Source organism: Acidimicrobiales bacterium, assembly GCA_041394265.1.
In the GTDB taxonomy this organism is placed as follows: Bacteria; Actinomycetota; Acidimicrobiia; order Acidimicrobiales; family SZUA-35; genus JBBQUN01.
Map to the genome: position 1 here is coordinate 4,296,998 of JAWKIO010000005.1, position 18,492 is coordinate 4,315,489.

Consider the following 18,492-nt stretch of genomic DNA (forward strand, 5'->3'; position numbering starts at 1 on the left):
CTGCAACCGAGGGTCGGACATTGGCGTCGGTCGTGTTCAGGCTCGGAGTTGGTCGATTCGGACCTGGGGGGCGGCGACGTGGGGCGCCAGCGCTGCGCATACCCGCTGGAGCTGGTCGGGTGGCATCTCGGCCCATGCGAATTCGACCACCTCGAACGCCGGGCCGCCGTCGATGCGAACGCCACGTTGACCGCTGTCGTCGTACTGGGCGAGTCGGAAGAAGACCTGGGCCGTGATGGCGTTGCCGGCCATGGGATTGCCGAACAGCGCGGCATCGGTGACACCCCAATCCTCGGCACTGGCGTTGCTCGCCCACGCTTCGACACGGGCAAGATCCACTCGCCGTTGTCCCAACACGAGGTGGCCGTCGTTCAACGCAATCGTGCGGTTGGCGCGAGCATTGAGGTTCTTGAAGAACACGAGCGCGACGAGCAGCACGCCGAACAGGCCGAGCAGGATCAACACGCCGAGCATGGCGCCGACGCCGCCCAACACGAGGGCCACGATCAGCGCCACCACGGTCGGGAGCGCGTAGTACAGGCCGAGCTTCCGCCACCGGCCCGAGATGGCATCGGTGTCGATCTCGCGCTCCCAGATGACCCGATTCGGCTGCCCACTCTGCGCTGTCATGCGACAGAACGTAGTCGTCGCCGAACGAGGCCGTCTGGAAGACTTGGGCAATGCGAGTCGGCGTCGCTCATCACCTCGGTTGGGCCGTGTTGGTCACGGCCACCGACGATCACGTTGTTATCGATCGACGGCGGGTCGACCTCGTGGCCGACGACCTTCCGGTAGCCCCGATCCATCATCGTGGCGGGGCGCACGCGATGCACGCTGACGGACCGCCGCTCGATGACGACGAATTGGGACAGCTGGTGGCGATCGTGACGGCCTCGGTCGAAGCGTGCGCGGCGGCAGCCCTCGACTCGCTTGCCGACTCGCTGCAGGCTCCGATTCGATCGATCTCGCTCCGAGCCTGGCCCGAGGGCTTTCCCACGACGATCGCCGGGCAGCGGGCCGTCCCCTACGAGAGTCAGGCGGATTCGGTGATGTACCGCCGCGTCCTCGCCGATGCCGCCCATCGACGGGGCTGGTCGGTGCACCAATTCGACGGCAAGAAGGTCGAGTCCACCGCTCGGCTGCTTCTCGGGGCGCGTGCTGACGACGTCCTGCTCGGACCCCGAGCCCTCCTCGGCCCTCCATGGAATGCCGATCACCGTATGGCCCTCGCCGCCACCGTGGTGGCATCGGCCGAGGACGAGACCGACGGCGACCCGCCCAACGGCAGATGAGGCGTTGCCAGCTTCGCTCGGCAATTGAATCAAACTGGCTTGATGCAATTTGAGGATCGGAGTACGGTGCGTCCATGTCGCCAAGCGTGCGTCGCCAGCCGGTTCCATCGCCACCGGCATTCGTGGGGCTGATCGCTCATCCCGTCCGGTGGGCGCTGCTCTCGGAACTCGCCCGGAGTGACCGCGCCGTTCGCGAGCTCACTGCGTTGACCGGCCAGCCGCAGAACCTGGTCTCGTACCACCTCCGGCGTCTGCGGGATGGCGGCCTGGTCGGCGCTCGTCGCAGCTCAGCCGATGGGCGGGATCACTACTACTCGGTCGATCTCGATCGATGTCGGAAGCAGTTGGTGGCGACGGGTTCGGAGCTCCATGCGGGGCTCGTGCGAACGGGCAGGGCGGGTGTCGACGGTGGCCTGGACGCTCCGGGCCGAGCGATGGCGAAGCCGAGGATCAGGTCGCGCGTGCTCTTCCTCTGCACCGGCAACAGTGCCCGATCCCAGATGGCCGAGGCGATGCTGATGCAGCGCTCGAACGGCGCAATCGATGCGGTCAGTGCCGGCAGTCGCCCGAAGCCGCTGCACCCGAACGCCGTCACGGTCATGGCGGAGCGGGGGATCGACATCAGCCGGCAGCAACCCAAACATCTCGACGAGTTCGTGTCCGAGCAATTCGACGTCGTGATCACCCTGTGCGACGTCGTGCGTGAGATCTGTCCGACCTTTCCATCGGCGCCCGAACCCGTGCACTGGAGCATGCCGAACCCCGCCGATGCTGGTCGCTCCGATCGGGCGTCGTATCCGGCGTTCGAGGCGACGGCCGCCGAGCTCGAATCTCGCATCGACTTCCTGATCGCTGCGCTCATCCCCACCGGCAGCGCCGGTGACACCAACGAGGAGTAACCCATGCCCAGTACGGATGTCGTCAGTGTTCGCTATCTCGTCGACGACGTTGCCGAGTCGATCGAGTTCTACACGAAGGTGTTCGGGTTCGAGGTGCTCACGGCGTTCCCGCCCGCATTCGCCGACGTCCAGCGCGGAAACCTTCGGCTGTTGTTGTCGGGGCCGACCAGTTCGGCCGGCCGCACGCTCAGCGACGGCACCACCCCGGGGCCCGGTGGTTGGAACCGGATCCACTTCATCGTCGACGACCTCGAGGTCGAAATGGCGAGGGTCGAAGCGCTTGGTGGGGTGTTCCGCAACGACATGGTGAGTGGACCGGGCGGGAAGCAAGTGCTCCTGCTCGACCCGTCGGGCAACATCGTGGAGCTGTTCGAGCCGGCGGCCTGACCCGCTGGTCAGGCCGCGATGTCCAGCGGCTTCAGGAATCCGTTTGACAAGTCGTTGATCAGTCGCCGGTGGGCTCTAGAGTCGCGAAATGACGCTGGCAAGGTTTGTCGCCAACTCCAACCGTCGGCCTGGCATCGGCGACGTGATGGCCAGGCTCTGGGCGCTCATCGTCCTCGGTCGCCGCTCGACCATGGGACATCGAGTCTGCGTGTACGGTCGGCCGATCATCGATTCGGCGGGCGAGTTGGTCATCGGCAGTCGGACGCAGATCTTCGCGAGGCAAGCACGCACCGAGCTCGTCGTGGAGGCGTCTGCCACGCTGTCGATCGGCGAACAGTGTCTGGTCATGGACGGCGCGACCATCGCTGCCACGGAGCTCGTGGAGATCGGGGACCGGGTGCTCATCGGCCGCGGCGTCAGCATCATCGACAACGGCTATCACGAGCTGGCAGTCGGTCGACGGCTCGAACGCCCCGCCAGCCAGCGAGTGAGGATCGGCAACGACGTCTGGATCGGCACGAGGGCGATGGTGCTGCCAGGGGCCACCATCGGCGACGGGTCGGTCGTTGGTGCCGGAGCAGTCGTTGTCGACGAGGTTCCGCCCGGTGTCGTCGTCGGTGGTGTGCCGGCCACGGTTCTCAAAGCGGTGCCGCTGGAGTGATGCGCCACCGATCGACCTGTAGCGGGAGAGATCGGGTGCGACGTTCATGAACCGGCCGTAGCTGCCGATACAACATATGAAGTTCTTGTAAGTGTGCAGGTCGGCCGCGGATCGGAGGGATCGCATGGCCAGGCAAGACGACGGCGATGCCGGATCAAATCGTCCTGTGCGGATCCTCGGCCTCATCGAATGGGGGTTGGGGCACCGAACCCACGGGATGAACCTCGGTCGTGCTGCACAGGGTCTGGAGGACATCGACGTCACCTGGCATCGCCTCGCTGCGCCTACAGCGCGAGCCTGGTGCCCTGATTGGACGAGCAACTGGACGACGCAGTCGGGGCTCATGGCCGGCCGATACATCCATGACGCGCGTCGTTCGTCTGCGACCGACATCGTGTTCTGTCATTCCTACGTTCCTGCCGTCCTCGGACGCTCCCAACTTGGGCGACTCCCCCTGGTCGTCTCGATCGATGCAACACCGCTGCAAATCGACCAGATGGACGGCTACGAGCACAGCGCGGGACCAGCGACGCTGGAACGGTTCAAGCATCTAGTGGTCCGTCGCTGCTTCGATCGAGCCGTGCACGTGCTGGCGGTCTCGGACTGGGCCAAGACGGGCCTCGTCGACGGCTATGGCGTGCCCGAGGACAAGATCACGACCATTCCGTTCGGTGTGCAGATCGACCGATTCGTTCGTCCCGAAGGTCGGCAGCGGAACAGAAGTGACGTGACCCGGCTCTTGTTCGTCGGCGGCGAGTTCGACCGAAAGGGAGGGCCACTGCTGCTCTCGGTATTCGACGAGCTGCGATCGCGGCACCGAATCGAACTCGACATCGTCACCGATGACGCCATCAGCGTGCCGCCCGGCGTGCGCGTCCACACTGGCCTCGACCCGCTCTCACCAGAGCTGATCGAGTGCTTCCACTCCGCCGATGTTTTCTGTCTCCCGAGCCGAGGCGACTGCATGCCGCTCGTGTTGGCCGAGGCAGCAGCCGCCGGCCTACCCGCAGTTTGCACGAGGGTTGGTGCCACAGCCGAACTCGTTGGGCACGACGACACTGGCGTGCTGGTCGATGTCGACGATCGACGACAGCTCGCGCACGCAATCGAGCAGCTCGTCGTGGATCTCGACCGGCGAGCAGCGATGAGCGCCCGGGCCGTGACCCGCGCCCGCACGGTCTTTGATTCCCGTACGAACGGTGAACGAACGCTCGCGTTGCTTCGAGATCTTGCACGAGGCCGACGGCGATGATGCGCAACGAAGAACCTGCAGTTCATCGCCCGACTGCGGTCCTGCTCACGGTGTCGGGTCGGGCTGAGCAGGCCAGGGAGTCGCTTGCTGGCCATCGTCCCCGGGTCGACTACCTCGAAATGGCGTCCAAGCTCGGTTTCGAACTGATCGATGAAGAGCCATCAACGGGACTCGGCCGCTTCGTCCGCTCCCGAATGCCGGCCCGGCGCACGGCACGTCATCTGGTTCTCGCAGCGCGAGCGTTCCGCCGTCGCAAGGACGTTTCGACGATCGTCACCGACGCCGAGCACACCGGTCTGCCCCTCGCACTGTTGCTGCGCCTGTTCGGACGGCGAGGCGTTCGTCATGTGATGATCTGTCACGTTCTCTCGACGCGGCGCAAGGCAGCACTGGTGCGGCGTCTCGGGCTCGGTCGAACGATCGATCACGTGATTGTCTACTCATCGGTCCAGAAGCGCCTGGTCGAGGAACTCCCGAACATCGGGCCGGGCAAGGTGTCGATGCTCCGTTTCGGTGTCGACGAGCGGTTCTACGATGTCGGCCCTCCCGTCGGAGAGTGCCACGTGATCTCAGCGGTTGGGCTCGAGGGGCGTGACTACCAGACCCTGATCGAGGCCGTGGCGGGACTTCCCCACGAAGTGGAGATTGCGCCAGGAAGCAACTGGGCGACGGCGCCGAGGCTGGCGGTCGGCGATCTTCCGGTGAATGTGACGGTGCTGCCACATCTGGATGCCGATCAGCTACGCGAGCTCTATCACCGCTCGCGATTTGTCGTCGTGCCGTTGCAGCAGTCGGACTTCCAGGCCGGGGTGACGACGATCGTCGAATCGATGTCGACCGGTCGTGCCGTGATCTACAGCAGGACCAAGGGACAGACGGATACGGTCATCGACGGCCAGACCGGTGTTCCGGTGGTGCCGGGCGATGCCGATGGCCTCCGACAGGCGATGGCTGCGCTCTACGCAGACGTCGAGCGAGCCGACCGGCTCGGCCGCCAGGGGCGACAGCGCATCGAGTCCGAGTACACACTGGACCGCTATGTCGGTGCCATCGGGGCCATCGTCGAGAGCGTCTCGGCATGACCCGGTCCGCTTCGACGCTCCTTCGATCTGGCGCCGCGATCGCACGGTGGGGCGCAGCGATGAATGCTGTCCACTTGGGGGTGCTGGCAGTCGCTGCGGTCCGTGCGCAGGTCCGGTCCGAATCCTCGCTCCGATCGTCATCGACCTCATGGGTGCACCGGTTCGCGATCCTCGTGCCGGCCCACAACGAGGAGCAGTTGATCGCAGCGACGGTTGAAGGACTGCTCGCGCTCGACTATCCCGAGAATCAGTTCGAGGTGCACGTGGTGGCCGACCACTGCTCGGACGCGACGGCCGCACGGGCCAAGGACGCCGGTGCCACCGTGCACGAGTACGAGGTCGGTCAACGCGGCAAAGGTCCGGCGCTGAACTGGCTCGTCTCCCAAATCGCCGAGGCACCGGACGCGTTCGTGATCATCGATGCCGACACGGCGGTCTCCCCCGACATCCTCGGCATCGTCGACCGGCGGCTCGTCGCCGGTGCCGCGGTCGTGCAGATGAACTACGGCGTCAAGGATCCGGACGGGGCCCCTGCCATTGCGCTGCGCTCGGCCGCGTTCGCACTCCGGCATCGGCTGCGTCCCGCCGGTCGCCACCACCTCGGGCTCTCTGCGGGCTTGTTCGGCAATGGCATGGTCTTTCGGGCCAGCGTGCTGGAGCAGCATCAATGGTCGAACCACCTCACCGAGGACATCGAAATGCATCTGGCGCTCGTGCGCAGCGGCGTTCGTGTCGAGTTCGAGCCGTTCGCTGTCATCGAGGCCGAGATGCCGGACTCGTTGGACGGTGCTCGTCAGCAGCATCTCCGGTGGGAACAGGGACGAATGGCGATGGCGCGTGCATCGATGGCGCGTCTCCCGTCTGATCTTGCCAAGCCCCAGGGCACGGGTCAGCGGGTGCGACTCATCGATTCGGTTCTCGACCAGCTCGTGCCTCCGTTCTCGATCACGATGGCGGCCATCGGGACCGGAACACTTGTGGACGTTGCGCTTTGGGTGGCGGGCGGTCCGAAATCGCGATGGCACCGAAGCTGGATCTTGTCAGGGGCGATCCAGATCGGAAGTCTCGCCGCAGCCCTTCGCCTGGCAGACGCTCCGAGGTCGGTGTGGATCGCCCTGCTGCAATCGCCGGCTGCGATCCTCTGGAAACTGCGTCTGTATCTCACCTCGATGCTCGGGACGGAGGCCGCAGCGTGGACACGGACGACGCGCAACGCCGAGCCCCGAGCCCCCTTGGTTGCGGGTGCCGATCCCGACGAGGAGCCTCCGTTCTCGCTCGTCGGAGGTGTACCGGCGCATCAAGTGACCGAGGCCGAGGCAGTCGAACTGATCGGCGATCTCGTCGAGCGGGGGCGCAGCAGTGGGCGGTGGACCCAGGTCTGTACGGTCAACACCGACTACATCGTGAACGCTCGGCACGACGCAGTCCTGGCCGGTTTGCTCGGTGAAGCGGGCCTCCTCGTCGCCGATGGGATGCCGGTGGTGTGGGCGAGTCGCTGGTACGGCCACGCGGTTCCCGAGCGAGTCACCGGTGCGGACCTGGTCCCGCTCTTGGCTGCGAGCAGCGCAGTTCGCGGCCACCGCATCGCTCTCTTCGGGGCCCGAGAAGGTGTGGCGACAGCAGCCTCCGATCTGCTCCGCTCGATGCGACCTGAGCTGACGATCGAGGGCTTCGACTGTCCGGTCTTCGATCGCTGCGAGGACTTCGAGCCCGCACTCCTCGAAGGCATCAGAGCGTTCCGTCCCGACATCGTGCTCGTCGCGCTCGGGCACCCGAAACAGGAGTACTGGATTCAACGCTTCGGTGAGCTCACGGGAGCATCGGTGTTGATCGGGGTCGGAGGGGCGTTGGACTTTCTCACGGGCGAAGCTCGCCGGGCGCCCCGAGTGCTTCGGTCACTCGGCCTGGAATGGGCACACCGGTTGGTGATGGAGCCGAGACGCCTCGGCCCTCGCTACGCCCGTGATGTACGGGAGGCGCTCGTCCTCCTGCAACGACCCGGGCGCGCCGTCGCTGGGTCTGGCGTGGGTGACATCTCGGCGCCATCCCTCGAACGGCTGTTGAACCAGCTCGGTGTGGCGTTGGTCTATGGGGATCATGCCCTCGAGCGGTTGTCGACCATCGACGTCGCAGGGCAGGCGGTCGTCCACCTTGGGGCTGAGGAGACCGTCGATGCGGTTCGATTGCGGCAGTTGCTTGCCGAGCGACGGCGACGCCGTCGGCATGGGGGCGACCTCGTTGTCCTGACTGGCGACCCAGCACACATTGCCTTCATCAACCGCCACCGTCTTGCGGTACCGCTCCGCCTTTGTTCCTCGCTCGATGACATCCGAGCGACGTTCGGAGCGGCGGGATGACCAAGCCCTCGCCCGCTCACGTCCTCTGCAGCGTGGTGATCCCAACGCACGACCGAGCGTCGTCGCTGCATCGCGTGCTGTCGGCGCTTGCCGCCTCGGCCGTCGACGCGGCCTGTTTCGAGGTTGTCGTGGTGGTCGATGGACCCGACGATGACACGGTGGACATGCTCGAAGCTGCGGCACCGCCATTCGATCTCATCGTCGTCGAGCAGGAGAACGCCGGGCCGGCGAGCGCACGAAATCGTGGCGTTGGGACCGCACGGGGAGACGTGGTGGTCTTCCTCGACGACGACGTAATGCCGTCACCGCAATGGCTCGGTCGCCACCTCGAACGCCATCAGTCGGGGCCGGACCAACTCGTCGTCGTGGGGCCGATGCTGACCCCGCAAGACCACGACTTCCAACCGTGGGTCCGATGGGAGCAATGCATGCTCGAACGGTCCTATGCCGCGCTGCTGGCCGGTGAGTGGCAGCCATCCGGCCGGCTGCTCTACACGGGGAACGCTTCCATGCGACGGTCGTTCTTCCTCGAGGCCGGGGGGTTCGACGAGACGCTCCGCCGAGCTGAGGACGTCGACCTCGGCTACCGGCTCGAGGAAGCTGGCGGTCGATTCGAGTTTGCTGCCGATGCCCATGCGTATCACTACGCCGAGCGTGAGCTTGCGGCGTGGCTCGACATGGCGAGGTCCTACGGCCGGGCGGACGCCACCTTCGCAGTCGACGGTGGACGGACGTGGTTGCTCGAGTCGCTGGCTCGTGAGTTCCATGAGCGCCGCGCCCCGAATCGAGCGCTCGTTGTCGCCACCGTCGGCCGGCCGACGGCCGTGGCCATCGTCCAACGTCTCTTGGTCGCAGGAGCAGTCACGACCGCAAGGGTCGTCTGGCCACTCGCATCGGTGCTGTTCAGTGGTGCGTTCAATCTCCGCTACTACGACTCGTTCGCCTCGGCGATCGGTGGACGACGCTCGTTCCTCGACTTCATCGCAGCTGGTCACGACGAACGGCGACCCGCGTGACGAGCCGGAGCGTCGATCGGATCGTGACCAACATCCGCTGGACACTCATCGGTCAGATGTGGACCTGGTCGATGGCCTTCGTGCTCGCGACCGTGCTGCCTCGGCGCCTCGGAGCAGCAGACGTCGGTCGTCTCTACTCTTCGCAGGCCATCTGGCTGATCGTTGCGGCGATCGCTGCGTTCGGAACCGACGCTCTCATCGTGAGGAGCGCCGCCGCTGATCCGGCGACGCTCGGTCCGATCCGACGCGGCGCACTTGCTGCCCGCGGGTTGATGCTCATTGTCCTCTGGCCTGTTGCCGCCATCACGCTGTGGGTGCTCGGCCCAAGGAGCCTGTCGGTCGGCCTGGTGGTCGGCGTCGCAACGTCGGCCACCGTCGTCGGCAACGTCTGGCGATCGATCCTCCACGGTCGGGAGCAGCTGGCGGCCATCGCTGCGATCGACGGAGGGGTGAAGATGGTGCTCGTCGGCGGTGTGCTCGGGCTGCTTCTTGCCGACGCACCGCTCGCACTCATCGCGTCAGCATGGATCCCTCCGGCTGTCTTGTCTGCCCTGGGGTTTCTGATCATCTCCCGCCGAAGCGGCACCGGTGACGTGGATTCGAGTTCCTTGCCTTGGCGGCATGCACTCCGGGAAGGATGGCCGTACTTCGCCACCACCGGGGCGGTGATGATCTACCACCAGATCGATGTCGTGGTCATTGCTCTCTTCGGCGACGAGGATGCCACCGGTTGGTACGGCGCTGCCGACCAGCTGTATACCTCCGTGTACTTCATCTCCACTGCAGCACTCGCCAGCGTGCTTCCGGCGATGTTCCGGATTGCCAAACGGTCGCCCAGCGAGATCGACGACATGGCGCGAGTCGGGCTCGGCCTGATGGTCACGGCGGCGGTTCCAATCGGTCTCGGCCTCGTCGTGACAGGCGGTGACATCGCCCGATTGGTGTTCGGCGCCGAGTTCGACGCTGCTGGTGCGATCCTGGCACTCATGGGTCTCGCAGTGGTTCCCACCTACGCAGCAACGTTTCTCGGGCAGATGGCCATCGTTCTGGGCGAGTCCGCCCTCTGGGCTCGGCTCATGCTGGGTGCGGCCTTCGCCACCGCGGCGATCGATGTCGTCGTGGTACCGGCAACGCAGCGATGGTTCTCGAATGGAGGACTCGGCGGTGCCATCTCGTACATCCTCGTCGAGACGGCCGTCGCAATCGTCGGGCTCCAGCGTCTTCGGCCGGCGATCGTCGATCGCAAGCTGCTGATGGGGCTGGTGCGAGCGCTTGCCGCCGGCCTCGTCATGCTCCTCTGTGTGCTCTTGGTCGATGGGTGGTGGCTGGGCTTGCGAGTGACGGTCGGCGCCCTGGTCTACGTCGCTGCGGCCATCATGTTCGATGTCCTCACGCCGAGCCAGCGGGCGCTGATCGCCGAGGCATCACCGCGCCACCGAATGATCCAGTCGTTGATTCGAGGTCCGTACCGCCGACGGTCGACCCATGACATCGACGGCAACGACACGAACGAGGAGTCGGTTGATGCACCGAGGTGACTGGGCAACGATTCGGAGTGCGGGGGTCACGCTCCTGGTCGGGCTCCTGGCAGCAGTGCTTGCCGGCACGGTGTCCTACGCAGCAATGCGTACGGCAGCGACGTCCGACGGTGACAGCTCGACCGCCGTGGTCGAGCTCGGAGTGACCCAGGAAGTCAGCTGGCCGTTCTTCGACGTCGTCTTCCAAGAGGCGGTGCTCGCTGCTCAGGAGCAGCGGTCGTCAGTCGAGGAAACGTTGGGCGACATGCTGTTCGCCTATCGAGTCGAGCAGCCAGAAGCACTGCTGTTGGTGACCATCGAGGTGGAGGCGGCTGATCCAGATTCGGCGGTCGCCGGTGCCGAGCACGCCGCAGAACAGACGCTGGCGCAGCTCGAAGGCCGGCGCACAGCACCCTTGGACGCTGCAATCAGCACGCTCGAGGATCGACTCGTCGAGGTCGAGGCCGAGATCGCAGAAGCGGAACGCGATCTGGACGCTGCGCTCGCCGCTACGGACAGCGCCGTCGACGCTACTGCGGCTGCTCTCGCCTCGGTCGACCGTGACGAGGCACGCAACCGGCTGGACTCCTACAGCAACCAACGCCGGTCGATCGAGGGCGACCTCGATGGTGCCCGGCTCGAACGGTCTCTGCTCCAGCCACAGGTGGCCATCGTCGGCCGATCGGCACCCTCGGCCCTCGAGTCGGCGTCCTCGAACAAGTCGCTGGCCGTTGCCGTCGGGGTGGCGGCGGCGGCGGGTCTTGCCGCGGTGGCACTCAGCCGATCGCAAGGTCGAGTGCGGTCCGCCGCCCATGCTGCATCGGAGCTCGGCATTCCGGCTCTCGATGCGTCGACGTCGACCGCGGAGGTCGAGCGGGCGCTGCACCGGGCATGGAGCGATGGGCACGACAGCCTCCTGGTCGACCAGGCCGGCAAAGCGGAACCTCTGCTGCCCGACGAGTGGCTCGACGGCGGCAGGTGGGTCTACCCGATCAGTCCGAAGACCCAGCTGCCCCTCATTCCGGCAGATGCGACCGGCGACCCCGACGTCGGCCGTTGCCGCGGCGTGGTGGTCTTCGGGGAGCGACATCGCACGACGCTCAGGCGGTTGAGGACAGCCGCTCGTCGCCATGAGGCTGCAGGCGTCGTCGTCGTGGCGATCGTGTTGCGATGATCGTCACGGCCGGTGAGCCGCACGGCCGCCGGGCACGCACCTCTGGCGTGGAAGATGCCCACCTGCCGCTACTGGTCTCGGCGGCGGTCGTCTACCAGCTCTTCGTGTCCGCCATCGACTTCGGCAAGGTCGGTCTGACGTCGGAGGGTGTGGACGTGTTGCGCCTTTCACTCATCGGTCCGGGTCAGTTCGTGCTCGGCACGGCGCTGCTCTGGTCCGGGCACCTGCGGCGTGCGCTCGCTTCTCCGCAGATGATCCTGCTCATGGGCTGGTTTGCATGGGCGTTCGCGACGGCCTCGTGGTCTGTTGACCCGCCACAGACGATCATCCAGACCCTTGGCGCGCTCAACCTCGTGGTCACCGCCATTTGGGTGGTCGAGCGCTTCGGTGCGACGGCGATGGCGCGCCTGTTCACCGTTGCGGTCTCGCTCGTGATCGCCGTCGGACTGCCGGCGGATCTGTTCGCGTTGGATCTCTTCGGGGGCGAGCACGAGCGCTGGAGCGGGATCACGTCGGCGACGAATCGTCTCGGGACGCTGGCAGGACTGGTGATTTCGATGGTCGTGGTCATCCTCCGATCCCGCCGATCCTGGGCGGCCGTCGTGATGGGCGCAATCGCCGTCGTCGCCATGATCGGGTCGGGTTCTCGCGCTGCGACGATCTGCACCGTTGTCGCCATCGGGATCCAGGTGGTGCCGATCATTCGCTCTCGGAGCCGCCAGCTGCTCGCCATCGCTGTGATCCTGCTCGGCGTCGTGCTCGGTGCAGGGTTCGTGACATCCAGCTCGTCGCCGACGTCGTACACGACGGGGCGATCCATCGACTCGCTGACCGGGCGCGAGGCGATCTGGGCCGAGGCGATCAGGCGAGTGAGTGAGGCACCACTCGCGGGCCACGGAGCCTTTGCCGAACTCTCGTTGTGGACCGAGTCCTACCTTCGGAACGACGTCGGCTTCGAAGCATTTCACTCGCACAATCTGGTGCTGACCATGCTCGTGACGACCGGGGCGGTCGGCTGCAGCCTGATCGTCGGGGCGGTCGCTGTCACCATTGCTCGCGCCGTTCGCACGAGCCGCTCCCGAGTCGTGGAACGGCGGGTCGAGACCTGGCGAGTCGACTCGCTGGCACTGCTCGTGATCCTCGTGGGAACCGGCATGACCGAGGCGAGCCTCGACGGTCCGTCACCCCTGTTCTCGGCGCTGGGATGTGCACTGGCGCTTGCGAATCGAGACCGCACACTGACCTGAAACACGCCCGTCACGCGAGGGGGTCGTTTTGCCTATCAGGTCACGCCCGGTACAGCCGATGAAGAAGGCATGGGACAGTTCGTCGACGAAGAAGACCTGCGGCGGCCAGCAGAGTTTCCTCGCATTGCCGAGCGACGAGCTGCACGTGGTGAAGCCATCTGGATGCCGCCGAGCAGGCGCAAGCTGTTCAAAGGCTCGCCGGCCAAGGTCCAGGCCAACATCATCGATCTGTCGGTCGGTGGCGCGCTGTTGACATCGCAGGCGAACGAGAACATTCGAGTCGGCGCCAAGATCCGGTTCGCGATCAACGGCGCCGAGGGTGTGGTCGAGGTTCGCACGATTCGTCCGGCCAATGACCGCACCAGCTACTACGGCGTGTCCTTCTTCCGGATCACCGACCAACTGCGGGCCGAGGTGTTCGACCTGCTCGGCGAGGCCTGAGCGAACAACCACACGCCTGCGATGCAGGCGAGATGACTCAGGGCGCTCCCGGTTCGCTGGGGGAGTTTGCCATTCTCCGGTCGGCACGGCCACCTCTACGGTCGTCGTCATGTCGAGACGTATCGCCGGGCGGGTGGGAGTCGGATGTCTGCTCGCCGGCGCGTTCGGTCTCGTAGTCGGTGGCCCCGGGATCGTCGCCGGTCGAGGCGACCAGGCATCGGCCACCGTCACCATCGATCCTGCGACCGAGCTGCGGGTGCGAGCGTTGGCGGATGCCGCCACGCTCGGAGTGTCTGGCGTCGGGTGTGATGGGCTGCTCCGGGGCTCGGGATTCGTCGTCGGTGACACCGCGTACACGAACCGTCATCTGGTCGAGGGCGGCGAGGCGGTCAAATTCGATCAGGCAGTCGAGCCGATCGTGCAGCCGATCTCGGCCTTGGCTGCCGATCTCGACGTGGCGACGGCACCCGCCGTCTCGGCCGTGCGACTCGAGTTCGCCGAGCACAACCCGGCGATCGGGTCGATCGTGTTCGTCGCCGGGCACGCCGGAGGAAACGAGACCGAGGTGCTTCAGGGAACCGTGCATCTCTACGGGGATGGAGCGACATGGGGCGTCGATGGCAACGTCATGCTCATCGATGTCGAAACCGTGCCCGGGTTCTCGGGAGGCCCGGTGCTCGACGTCGACGGTCGCGTCGTCGCCATGCTCCAAGGCATGGAGCCGACCATCGGGCTGACGATCGCCATTCCGGTCGAGGATCTGCGAACATGGTCGGCAATCGACCAGGAGGCGACGCCTGAGCGATGTCAGCGATGACGAGTAGCAGCGACAGGTCGCGGGCGGTGTTCCGCGGCCGCACGACACCGCCTGGAGGGAGTGGCATCGTGGAGACACACAAGCCGTCAGGGCTCGGTCGAGGACTCGCCGGCATTCTCGGCGATGCCCTGGCCACCGATCGGGCGCCCGAAGTCTCACAACTCCTCGGCGTTCGGCAGGCCCCCGAGGTCCGCAAGCTCGCTGTCGAACTGGCCCTTGCTGCGCTCGCCGAAGGGTTCGGTGCGAGCGGCGTCGTCGTCGCCTCTCGATCGGGCGACGGACCGCTGGCTGCGGTGGCCTCCCGCCTGCCCGAAGGCTGGAGCGGACTCGACCGTGCCGGCTTCGAAGTCGCCGGGCGTCTTTGGGCCGCGCTGTGTGACGAGTCGGCACACGATTTCGTGCAACTCCCGCTCGAGGACGAGCACCTGCTCATCTGTCGTCAGCAGTCGGCAACCGGACCACTCGCAGCGGCCGTTGTTCGTCCTGAGCCCTTCGCCCCTCACGAACAGCGCCTCGTCGCTCGACTCGTCCGGTCGGTAGCGCTCGCCGTCAACGGTGATCGCGAGGTGCCGACCGCGGCGGCGATTCGGGTGCTTGCGAAATCGGCCGACGATGGTGTGCTGGCCGATGTCCGCCTTGTCGGGCCGGGGGATCGGCGTCACGCTGCGGCCGTCGGCCCTGACGAGGTCAACGCTGTCGCCGCAGCCGCCGCCGAACTCTGTGACCTGTCGTTGGGTGTGATCTTCGCCGGGCGAACCCGAGTGCAGTCCCAGGACGTGACCATCGTGGTGGCCACCGATGGCGAGGGGCCGTTGTTCGGGCTGGCGGTGACCGATCCAGCATCGGGCACTGGCGCCGTCGAGGCCGTCTTCAATGCCGCGATGGCCGCCGGGGCCGACCCGTTCGCATCGGTACTGTCCGGGTCGGCGGAGCGAACCAACTCGCATCGCTGACCAGGATCGTGCCCCCGGCCTGACTAGCATGATCACCCGTGCTGCTCATCCTTCGTCTGGTCAAGCGATTCGCCTCCCTGGCCATCATCCTGGCGGCTGTGGCCAGCGTGCTGGCGGCGACAGCGTTGACGGTCGTCCCGCAGGTCTCCAACATCGTCACCTCGTCCGAAAGCACTGCTGCCACCCTCGAACTCGGTGCGGTGGTCGAACGGTCGTCGATGTACGCGGCCGACGGCACCTTCCTGACTTACCTGGCCCGTGAGAACTCCGAGCCCGTCTCGCTCGACGACATCCCGCAGCCGGTGATCGACGCCGTGCTGGCGATGGAAGACGCCGACTTCTACCAACACGACGGGGTGAACTACCGGGCCATCTTCCGAGCGTTGGTCGAGAACATCAATGCCGGCGGCATCGAGCAGGGCGGTTCGACCATCACCCAGCAGCTCGTGAAGCTGTCCTTCCTCAGCGCCGACCAGAACTTCGACCGCAAGAGCACCGAGGCCTTCTACGCCCTACGGCTCGAGGAGGAGTACACCAAGGACGAGATCCTCGAGCGCTACCTCAACACCGTGTATTTCGGTGCGAATTCCTACGGGGTGCGGGCAGCGGCCGAGACCTACTGGGGGATGAAAGACGTCAGTGAACTCGGTTGGGCCGAGGCGGCGATGTTGGCCGGGCTCATCCGCAACCCGAATGGCTACAACCCTACGGTCAATGCCGTGCGCGCTCGCGATCGTCGCAACGTGGTCGTCGATCGATTGCTCTCGCAAGAGGTCATCAACGAGAACATCGCCGAGCAGATCCGGGTAGCTCCCCTGCCGGCCGAACGGGCCGAACCCTACGACTTGAAGCCGACCGACTACTTCGTCGAGGAGGCGCTGAACGAACTGCTCGATCCGACCAGCCCGATTCCGCTCGGCGACGACCAGGCCGCCCGCTATCAGCTCGTGTACTTCGGCGGTCTCGAGGTCCACACCACCTTCGATCCGCGGGCGCAGGCTGCGGCACTGGCGGCCCGGGCTGAACACCTGCCCGAGGACGAGCGCGGGTTCACGGTGGCCATTGCGTCCGTCGACACCAAGACCTCGGCAGTGCGTGCCATGGTCGGTGGTCCCGACTTCCAGCTCGAGGCGTTCAACCTCACCACCGACGGTGTCCGGCAGCCGGGGTCTTCGATGAAGACCTTCGTCCTCGCAGCGCTCTTCGAAGCGGGGTACACGCCCCGGGACACCGTGCGTGGCGACTCGCCGTGCGAGTTCAAGAATCCCGGAGGCTACCCCGACCCCTACGAGGTGAAAGGCGGCGGCGGCGGCGTGCAGTCGATCGCGTCGGCTACTCGCTCGTCGAACAACTGTGCCTTCGTCCGCCTCGGTCAGGTGGTCGGCAACGACAAGGTGATCGAGGTGGCCACCCGCCTCGGGATCACCACACTCGCGCCGGAAGACGCCGTGCTCTCGCTGCCGCTGGGCTCCAAGGAAGTCCACCCCATGGAGATCGCCACGGCGTACGCCGCCATGGCCAACGACGGCATCGTCAACGACGCCTACTACGTGCAGACCATCCTCGACCGCGACGGCAACGTGCTCTATGAGCATCGCCCCGACCCTCGCCGAGCGATCTCGACGCAATCGGCCCGGCTCATCACCGAAACCCTCGTCAGCAACGTCGTCGGTGGTACCGGCCAAGCGGCCCGGCTCGCAGGCGGCCACGAGGCCGGCGGCAAGACCGGCACGGCCCAGAACTACGAAGACGCCTGGTTCGTCGGGTTCACCACCTACCTCACCACTGCGGTGTGGATGGGTCACCCCGACGAGAAGATCCCGATGCGCAACGTGCCGGGCTGGGGCAACATGTTCGGTGGCAAGGTCCCGGCCACCATCTGGGGCGCCTACAACAACGTGTATCACGAGAATCTCGAGCCCGTGCCCTTTGCCGAGCCGGAGTCCTACGGCGGTGGCCGCTACCTGAAGGTCGACGGCGAAATCGACTTCTGCAACTCCGGCGATCGTGGTGGCTCGACCAGCAACACGGTCATGGTCGACTCCGACGGCGACGGGGAAAAGGACTGTTTCAACCCGGTCACCACCACGACCGAGACGACCATTCCCGAGACGACACTTCCCGACCCGAGCGCACCGTCGACTACGGTGCCACCCACCCCAGCACCCACCGCACCACCATCCTCGGAGGGCTGATGTCAGCACCCGGTTATGACCAGCTGTTGATCGTCCAAGATCTCGACACCACCCTCGATCAGCTGCATCACCGGCATGCACATCACCCGCTCCGCTCGGAGCTGGCCGAGCTCGAAGCAACGTTGGCTGCGCAGACGGGAGCGCTCGCTACGGTCACGGCCGAACGCAGCGACGTCGAGCGGCAGCGAAAGCGGATCGACGACGAGGTGTCCTCGGTGCGCGACCGCCGCGCCGACATCGAGAAGAAGCTGTACGACGGCTCGGTCACCGCCACCAAGGATCTCCTTGCACTACAGGAGGAGTCGAAGCACCTCGCCGATCGCCAGAACGCCATGGAGGACGACGAGCTCGAACTGATGGAGCAGCTCGAAGAGATCGAGGCCCGGGTCGACAGCGCCAACGCCGAATGCGAAACGACTCGCCAGGCCATCACGGCGAAGCAGACCGAGCTCGAGATTGCGCTCGAGGAGGTCGACGCCCAGGTCGTCACCAACGAGGCGGCCCGGGCAGAGGCAGCCACAGTGGTGCCGACGGAGCTCCTCGTCCGCTACGAGCAGCTTCGGGGCGACATGGGTGGTGTCGCGGTTGCCCGGCTGGTGTCGAACAGCTGCTCGGGTTGTCATCTGTCGCTGTCGGCGGTCGAGGCTGACAAGATGAAGCACCTGCCCGACGATGCGGTGGTCACCTGCGATTCGTGTGGTCGCATCCTGATCCGCTGATGCTGCTCTGGTTCGCCATCATGGCGCCCATCCTCGTTGCCGAGATCTTCCGCAGCCCGATGGTCGACTACCGCATGGTCGCGATCGGTGCGGTGCTGCCGGTGCTCGAGGTCGTGACCGGGCGGGCACTGGTGCTGCACACGCTGCTCGGCAGTGTCGCAGCGCTCGGACTCGTGATGGCGTTGACCCAGCAACGGCGGCTCGTTCGCCGCCGCTGGCTCGGCATCCCGATCGGGCTGATGTTCCACCTCGTGCTCGACGGCACGTGGACCAGCAAGGCGCTCATGTGGTGGCCGGTCTTCGGCGTCGGCTTCGAGGAAGCCGTCCCGGAGTTCTCTCGCGGGGCCGTGGTGCCGGTGCTGCTCGAACTCGTCGCGGTGGGTGCGGGATGGTGGGCCTGGCGACGCTATGAGCTCGACCAGCTCGACAACCGGACCCAGCTGTTTCGCACCGGTCAGCTCGTGCGTGGTGTGTTGTGACGCT

18 protein-coding genes are annotated in these 18,492 nt (G+C 66.1%); 17 read left to right on the top strand and 1 reads right to left on the bottom strand.

Translation table 11 applies throughout. The features are described 5' to 3' along the window. Positions 1-36: 36 nt before the first annotated feature. Positions 37-630, bottom strand: coding sequence for a hypothetical protein (locus R2733_20695; protein ID MEZ5378929.1), 594 nt, complete (start codon positions 628-630; stop codon positions 37-39). A 50-nt stretch (positions 631-680) separates the two neighbouring features. Here R2733_20695 and R2733_20700 point away from each other — a divergent pair, with 50 nt between their 5' ends. The 17 genes from R2733_20700 to R2733_20780 all read left to right on the top strand — a co-directional run bounded on the left by R2733_20700 (position 681) and on the right by R2733_20780 (position 18,488). After that, positions 681-1,292, top strand: a complete 612-nt coding sequence (locus R2733_20700) for a hypothetical protein (protein MEZ5378930.1) — start codon at positions 681-683, stop codon at positions 1,290-1,292. A 74-nt stretch (positions 1,293-1,366) separates the two neighbouring features. After that, positions 1,367-2,191, top strand: a complete 825-nt coding sequence (locus R2733_20705; GenBank protein MEZ5378931.1) for an ArsR family transcriptional regulator — start codon at positions 1,367-1,369, stop codon at positions 2,189-2,191. Positions 2,192-2,194: 3 nt separating this feature from the next. Continuing rightward, positions 2,195-2,578 carry a VOC family protein gene (locus tag R2733_20710; protein MEZ5378932.1) on the top strand — a complete coding sequence of 128 codons (384 nt, stop codon included), beginning with the start codon at positions 2,195-2,197 and terminating at the stop codon, positions 2,576-2,578. Between the two features lie 88 nt (positions 2,579-2,666). Beyond that, positions 2,667-3,239 carry an acyltransferase gene (locus tag R2733_20715; protein ID MEZ5378933.1) on the top strand — a complete coding sequence of 191 codons (573 nt, stop codon included), beginning with the start codon at positions 2,667-2,669 and terminating at the stop codon, positions 3,237-3,239. Between the two features lie 124 nt (positions 3,240-3,363). After that, positions 3,364-4,491 (top strand): glycosyltransferase family 4 protein, encoded by a 1,128-nt coding sequence (locus tag R2733_20720; GenBank protein MEZ5378934.1) that lies wholly within the window; start codon positions 3,364-3,366, stop codon positions 4,489-4,491. After that, on the top strand, positions 4,488-5,573 hold the full coding sequence (locus R2733_20725) for a glycosyltransferase family 4 protein (GenBank protein ID MEZ5378935.1): 1,086 nt from the start codon (positions 4,488-4,490) through the stop codon (positions 5,571-5,573). Before R2733_20720 ends, R2733_20725 begins: the two co-directional genes overlap by 4 nt. Then, complete coding sequence (locus R2733_20730) at positions 5,570-7,930, top strand: WecB/TagA/CpsF family glycosyltransferase (GenBank protein MEZ5378936.1); 2,361 nt, start codon at positions 5,570-5,572, stop codon at positions 7,928-7,930. Before R2733_20725 ends, R2733_20730 begins: the two co-directional genes overlap by 4 nt. Next, positions 7,927-8,946, top strand: a complete 1,020-nt coding sequence (locus R2733_20735; protein MEZ5378937.1) for a glycosyltransferase — start codon at positions 7,927-7,929, stop codon at positions 8,944-8,946. Before R2733_20730 ends, R2733_20735 begins: the two co-directional genes overlap by 4 nt. Positions 8,947-8,969: 23 nt before the next feature. Next, complete coding sequence (locus R2733_20740) at positions 8,970-10,484, top strand: oligosaccharide flippase family protein (GenBank protein MEZ5378938.1); 1,515 nt, start codon at positions 8,970-8,972, stop codon at positions 10,482-10,484. Then, positions 10,471-11,637: a hypothetical protein gene (locus R2733_20745; GenBank protein ID MEZ5378939.1), complete on the top strand. Its 1,167-nt coding sequence runs from the start codon at positions 10,471-10,473 to the stop codon at positions 11,635-11,637. Before R2733_20740 ends, R2733_20745 begins: the two co-directional genes overlap by 14 nt. Further along, positions 11,634-12,884 carry an O-antigen ligase family protein gene (locus R2733_20750; protein MEZ5378940.1) on the top strand — a complete coding sequence of 417 codons (1,251 nt, stop codon included), beginning with the start codon at positions 11,634-11,636 and terminating at the stop codon, positions 12,882-12,884. Before R2733_20745 ends, R2733_20750 begins: the two co-directional genes overlap by 4 nt. 69 nt (positions 12,885-12,953) lie before the next feature. Continuing rightward, on the top strand, positions 12,954-13,325 hold the full coding sequence (locus R2733_20755; GenBank protein ID MEZ5378941.1) for a PilZ domain-containing protein: 372 nt from the start codon (positions 12,954-12,956) through the stop codon (positions 13,323-13,325). Positions 13,326-13,434: 109 nt separating this feature from the next. Then, positions 13,435-14,142: a serine protease gene (locus R2733_20760; protein ID MEZ5378942.1), complete on the top strand. Its 708-nt coding sequence runs from the start codon at positions 13,435-13,437 to the stop codon at positions 14,140-14,142. Positions 14,143-14,210: 68 nt separating this feature from the next. Further along, positions 14,211-15,095 carry a hypothetical protein gene (locus R2733_20765; protein ID MEZ5378943.1) on the top strand — a complete coding sequence of 295 codons (885 nt, stop codon included), beginning with the start codon at positions 14,211-14,213 and terminating at the stop codon, positions 15,093-15,095. Positions 15,096-15,133: 38 nt separating this feature from the next. Then, positions 15,134-17,290: a transglycosylase domain-containing protein gene (locus tag R2733_20770; protein ID MEZ5378944.1), complete on the top strand. Its 2,157-nt coding sequence runs from the start codon at positions 15,134-15,136 to the stop codon at positions 17,288-17,290. Continuing rightward, positions 17,290-18,009, top strand: a complete 720-nt coding sequence (locus tag R2733_20775) for a C4-type zinc ribbon domain-containing protein (GenBank protein MEZ5378945.1) — start codon at positions 17,290-17,292, stop codon at positions 18,007-18,009. Before R2733_20770 ends, R2733_20775 begins: the two co-directional genes overlap by 1 nt. Further along, complete coding sequence (locus R2733_20780) at positions 18,009-18,488, top strand: hypothetical protein (protein MEZ5378946.1); 480 nt, start codon at positions 18,009-18,011, stop codon at positions 18,486-18,488. The genes R2733_20775 and R2733_20780 overlap by 1 nt, the downstream gene beginning before the upstream one ends. The last annotated feature ends 4 nt before the right edge of the window (positions 18,489-18,492 follow it).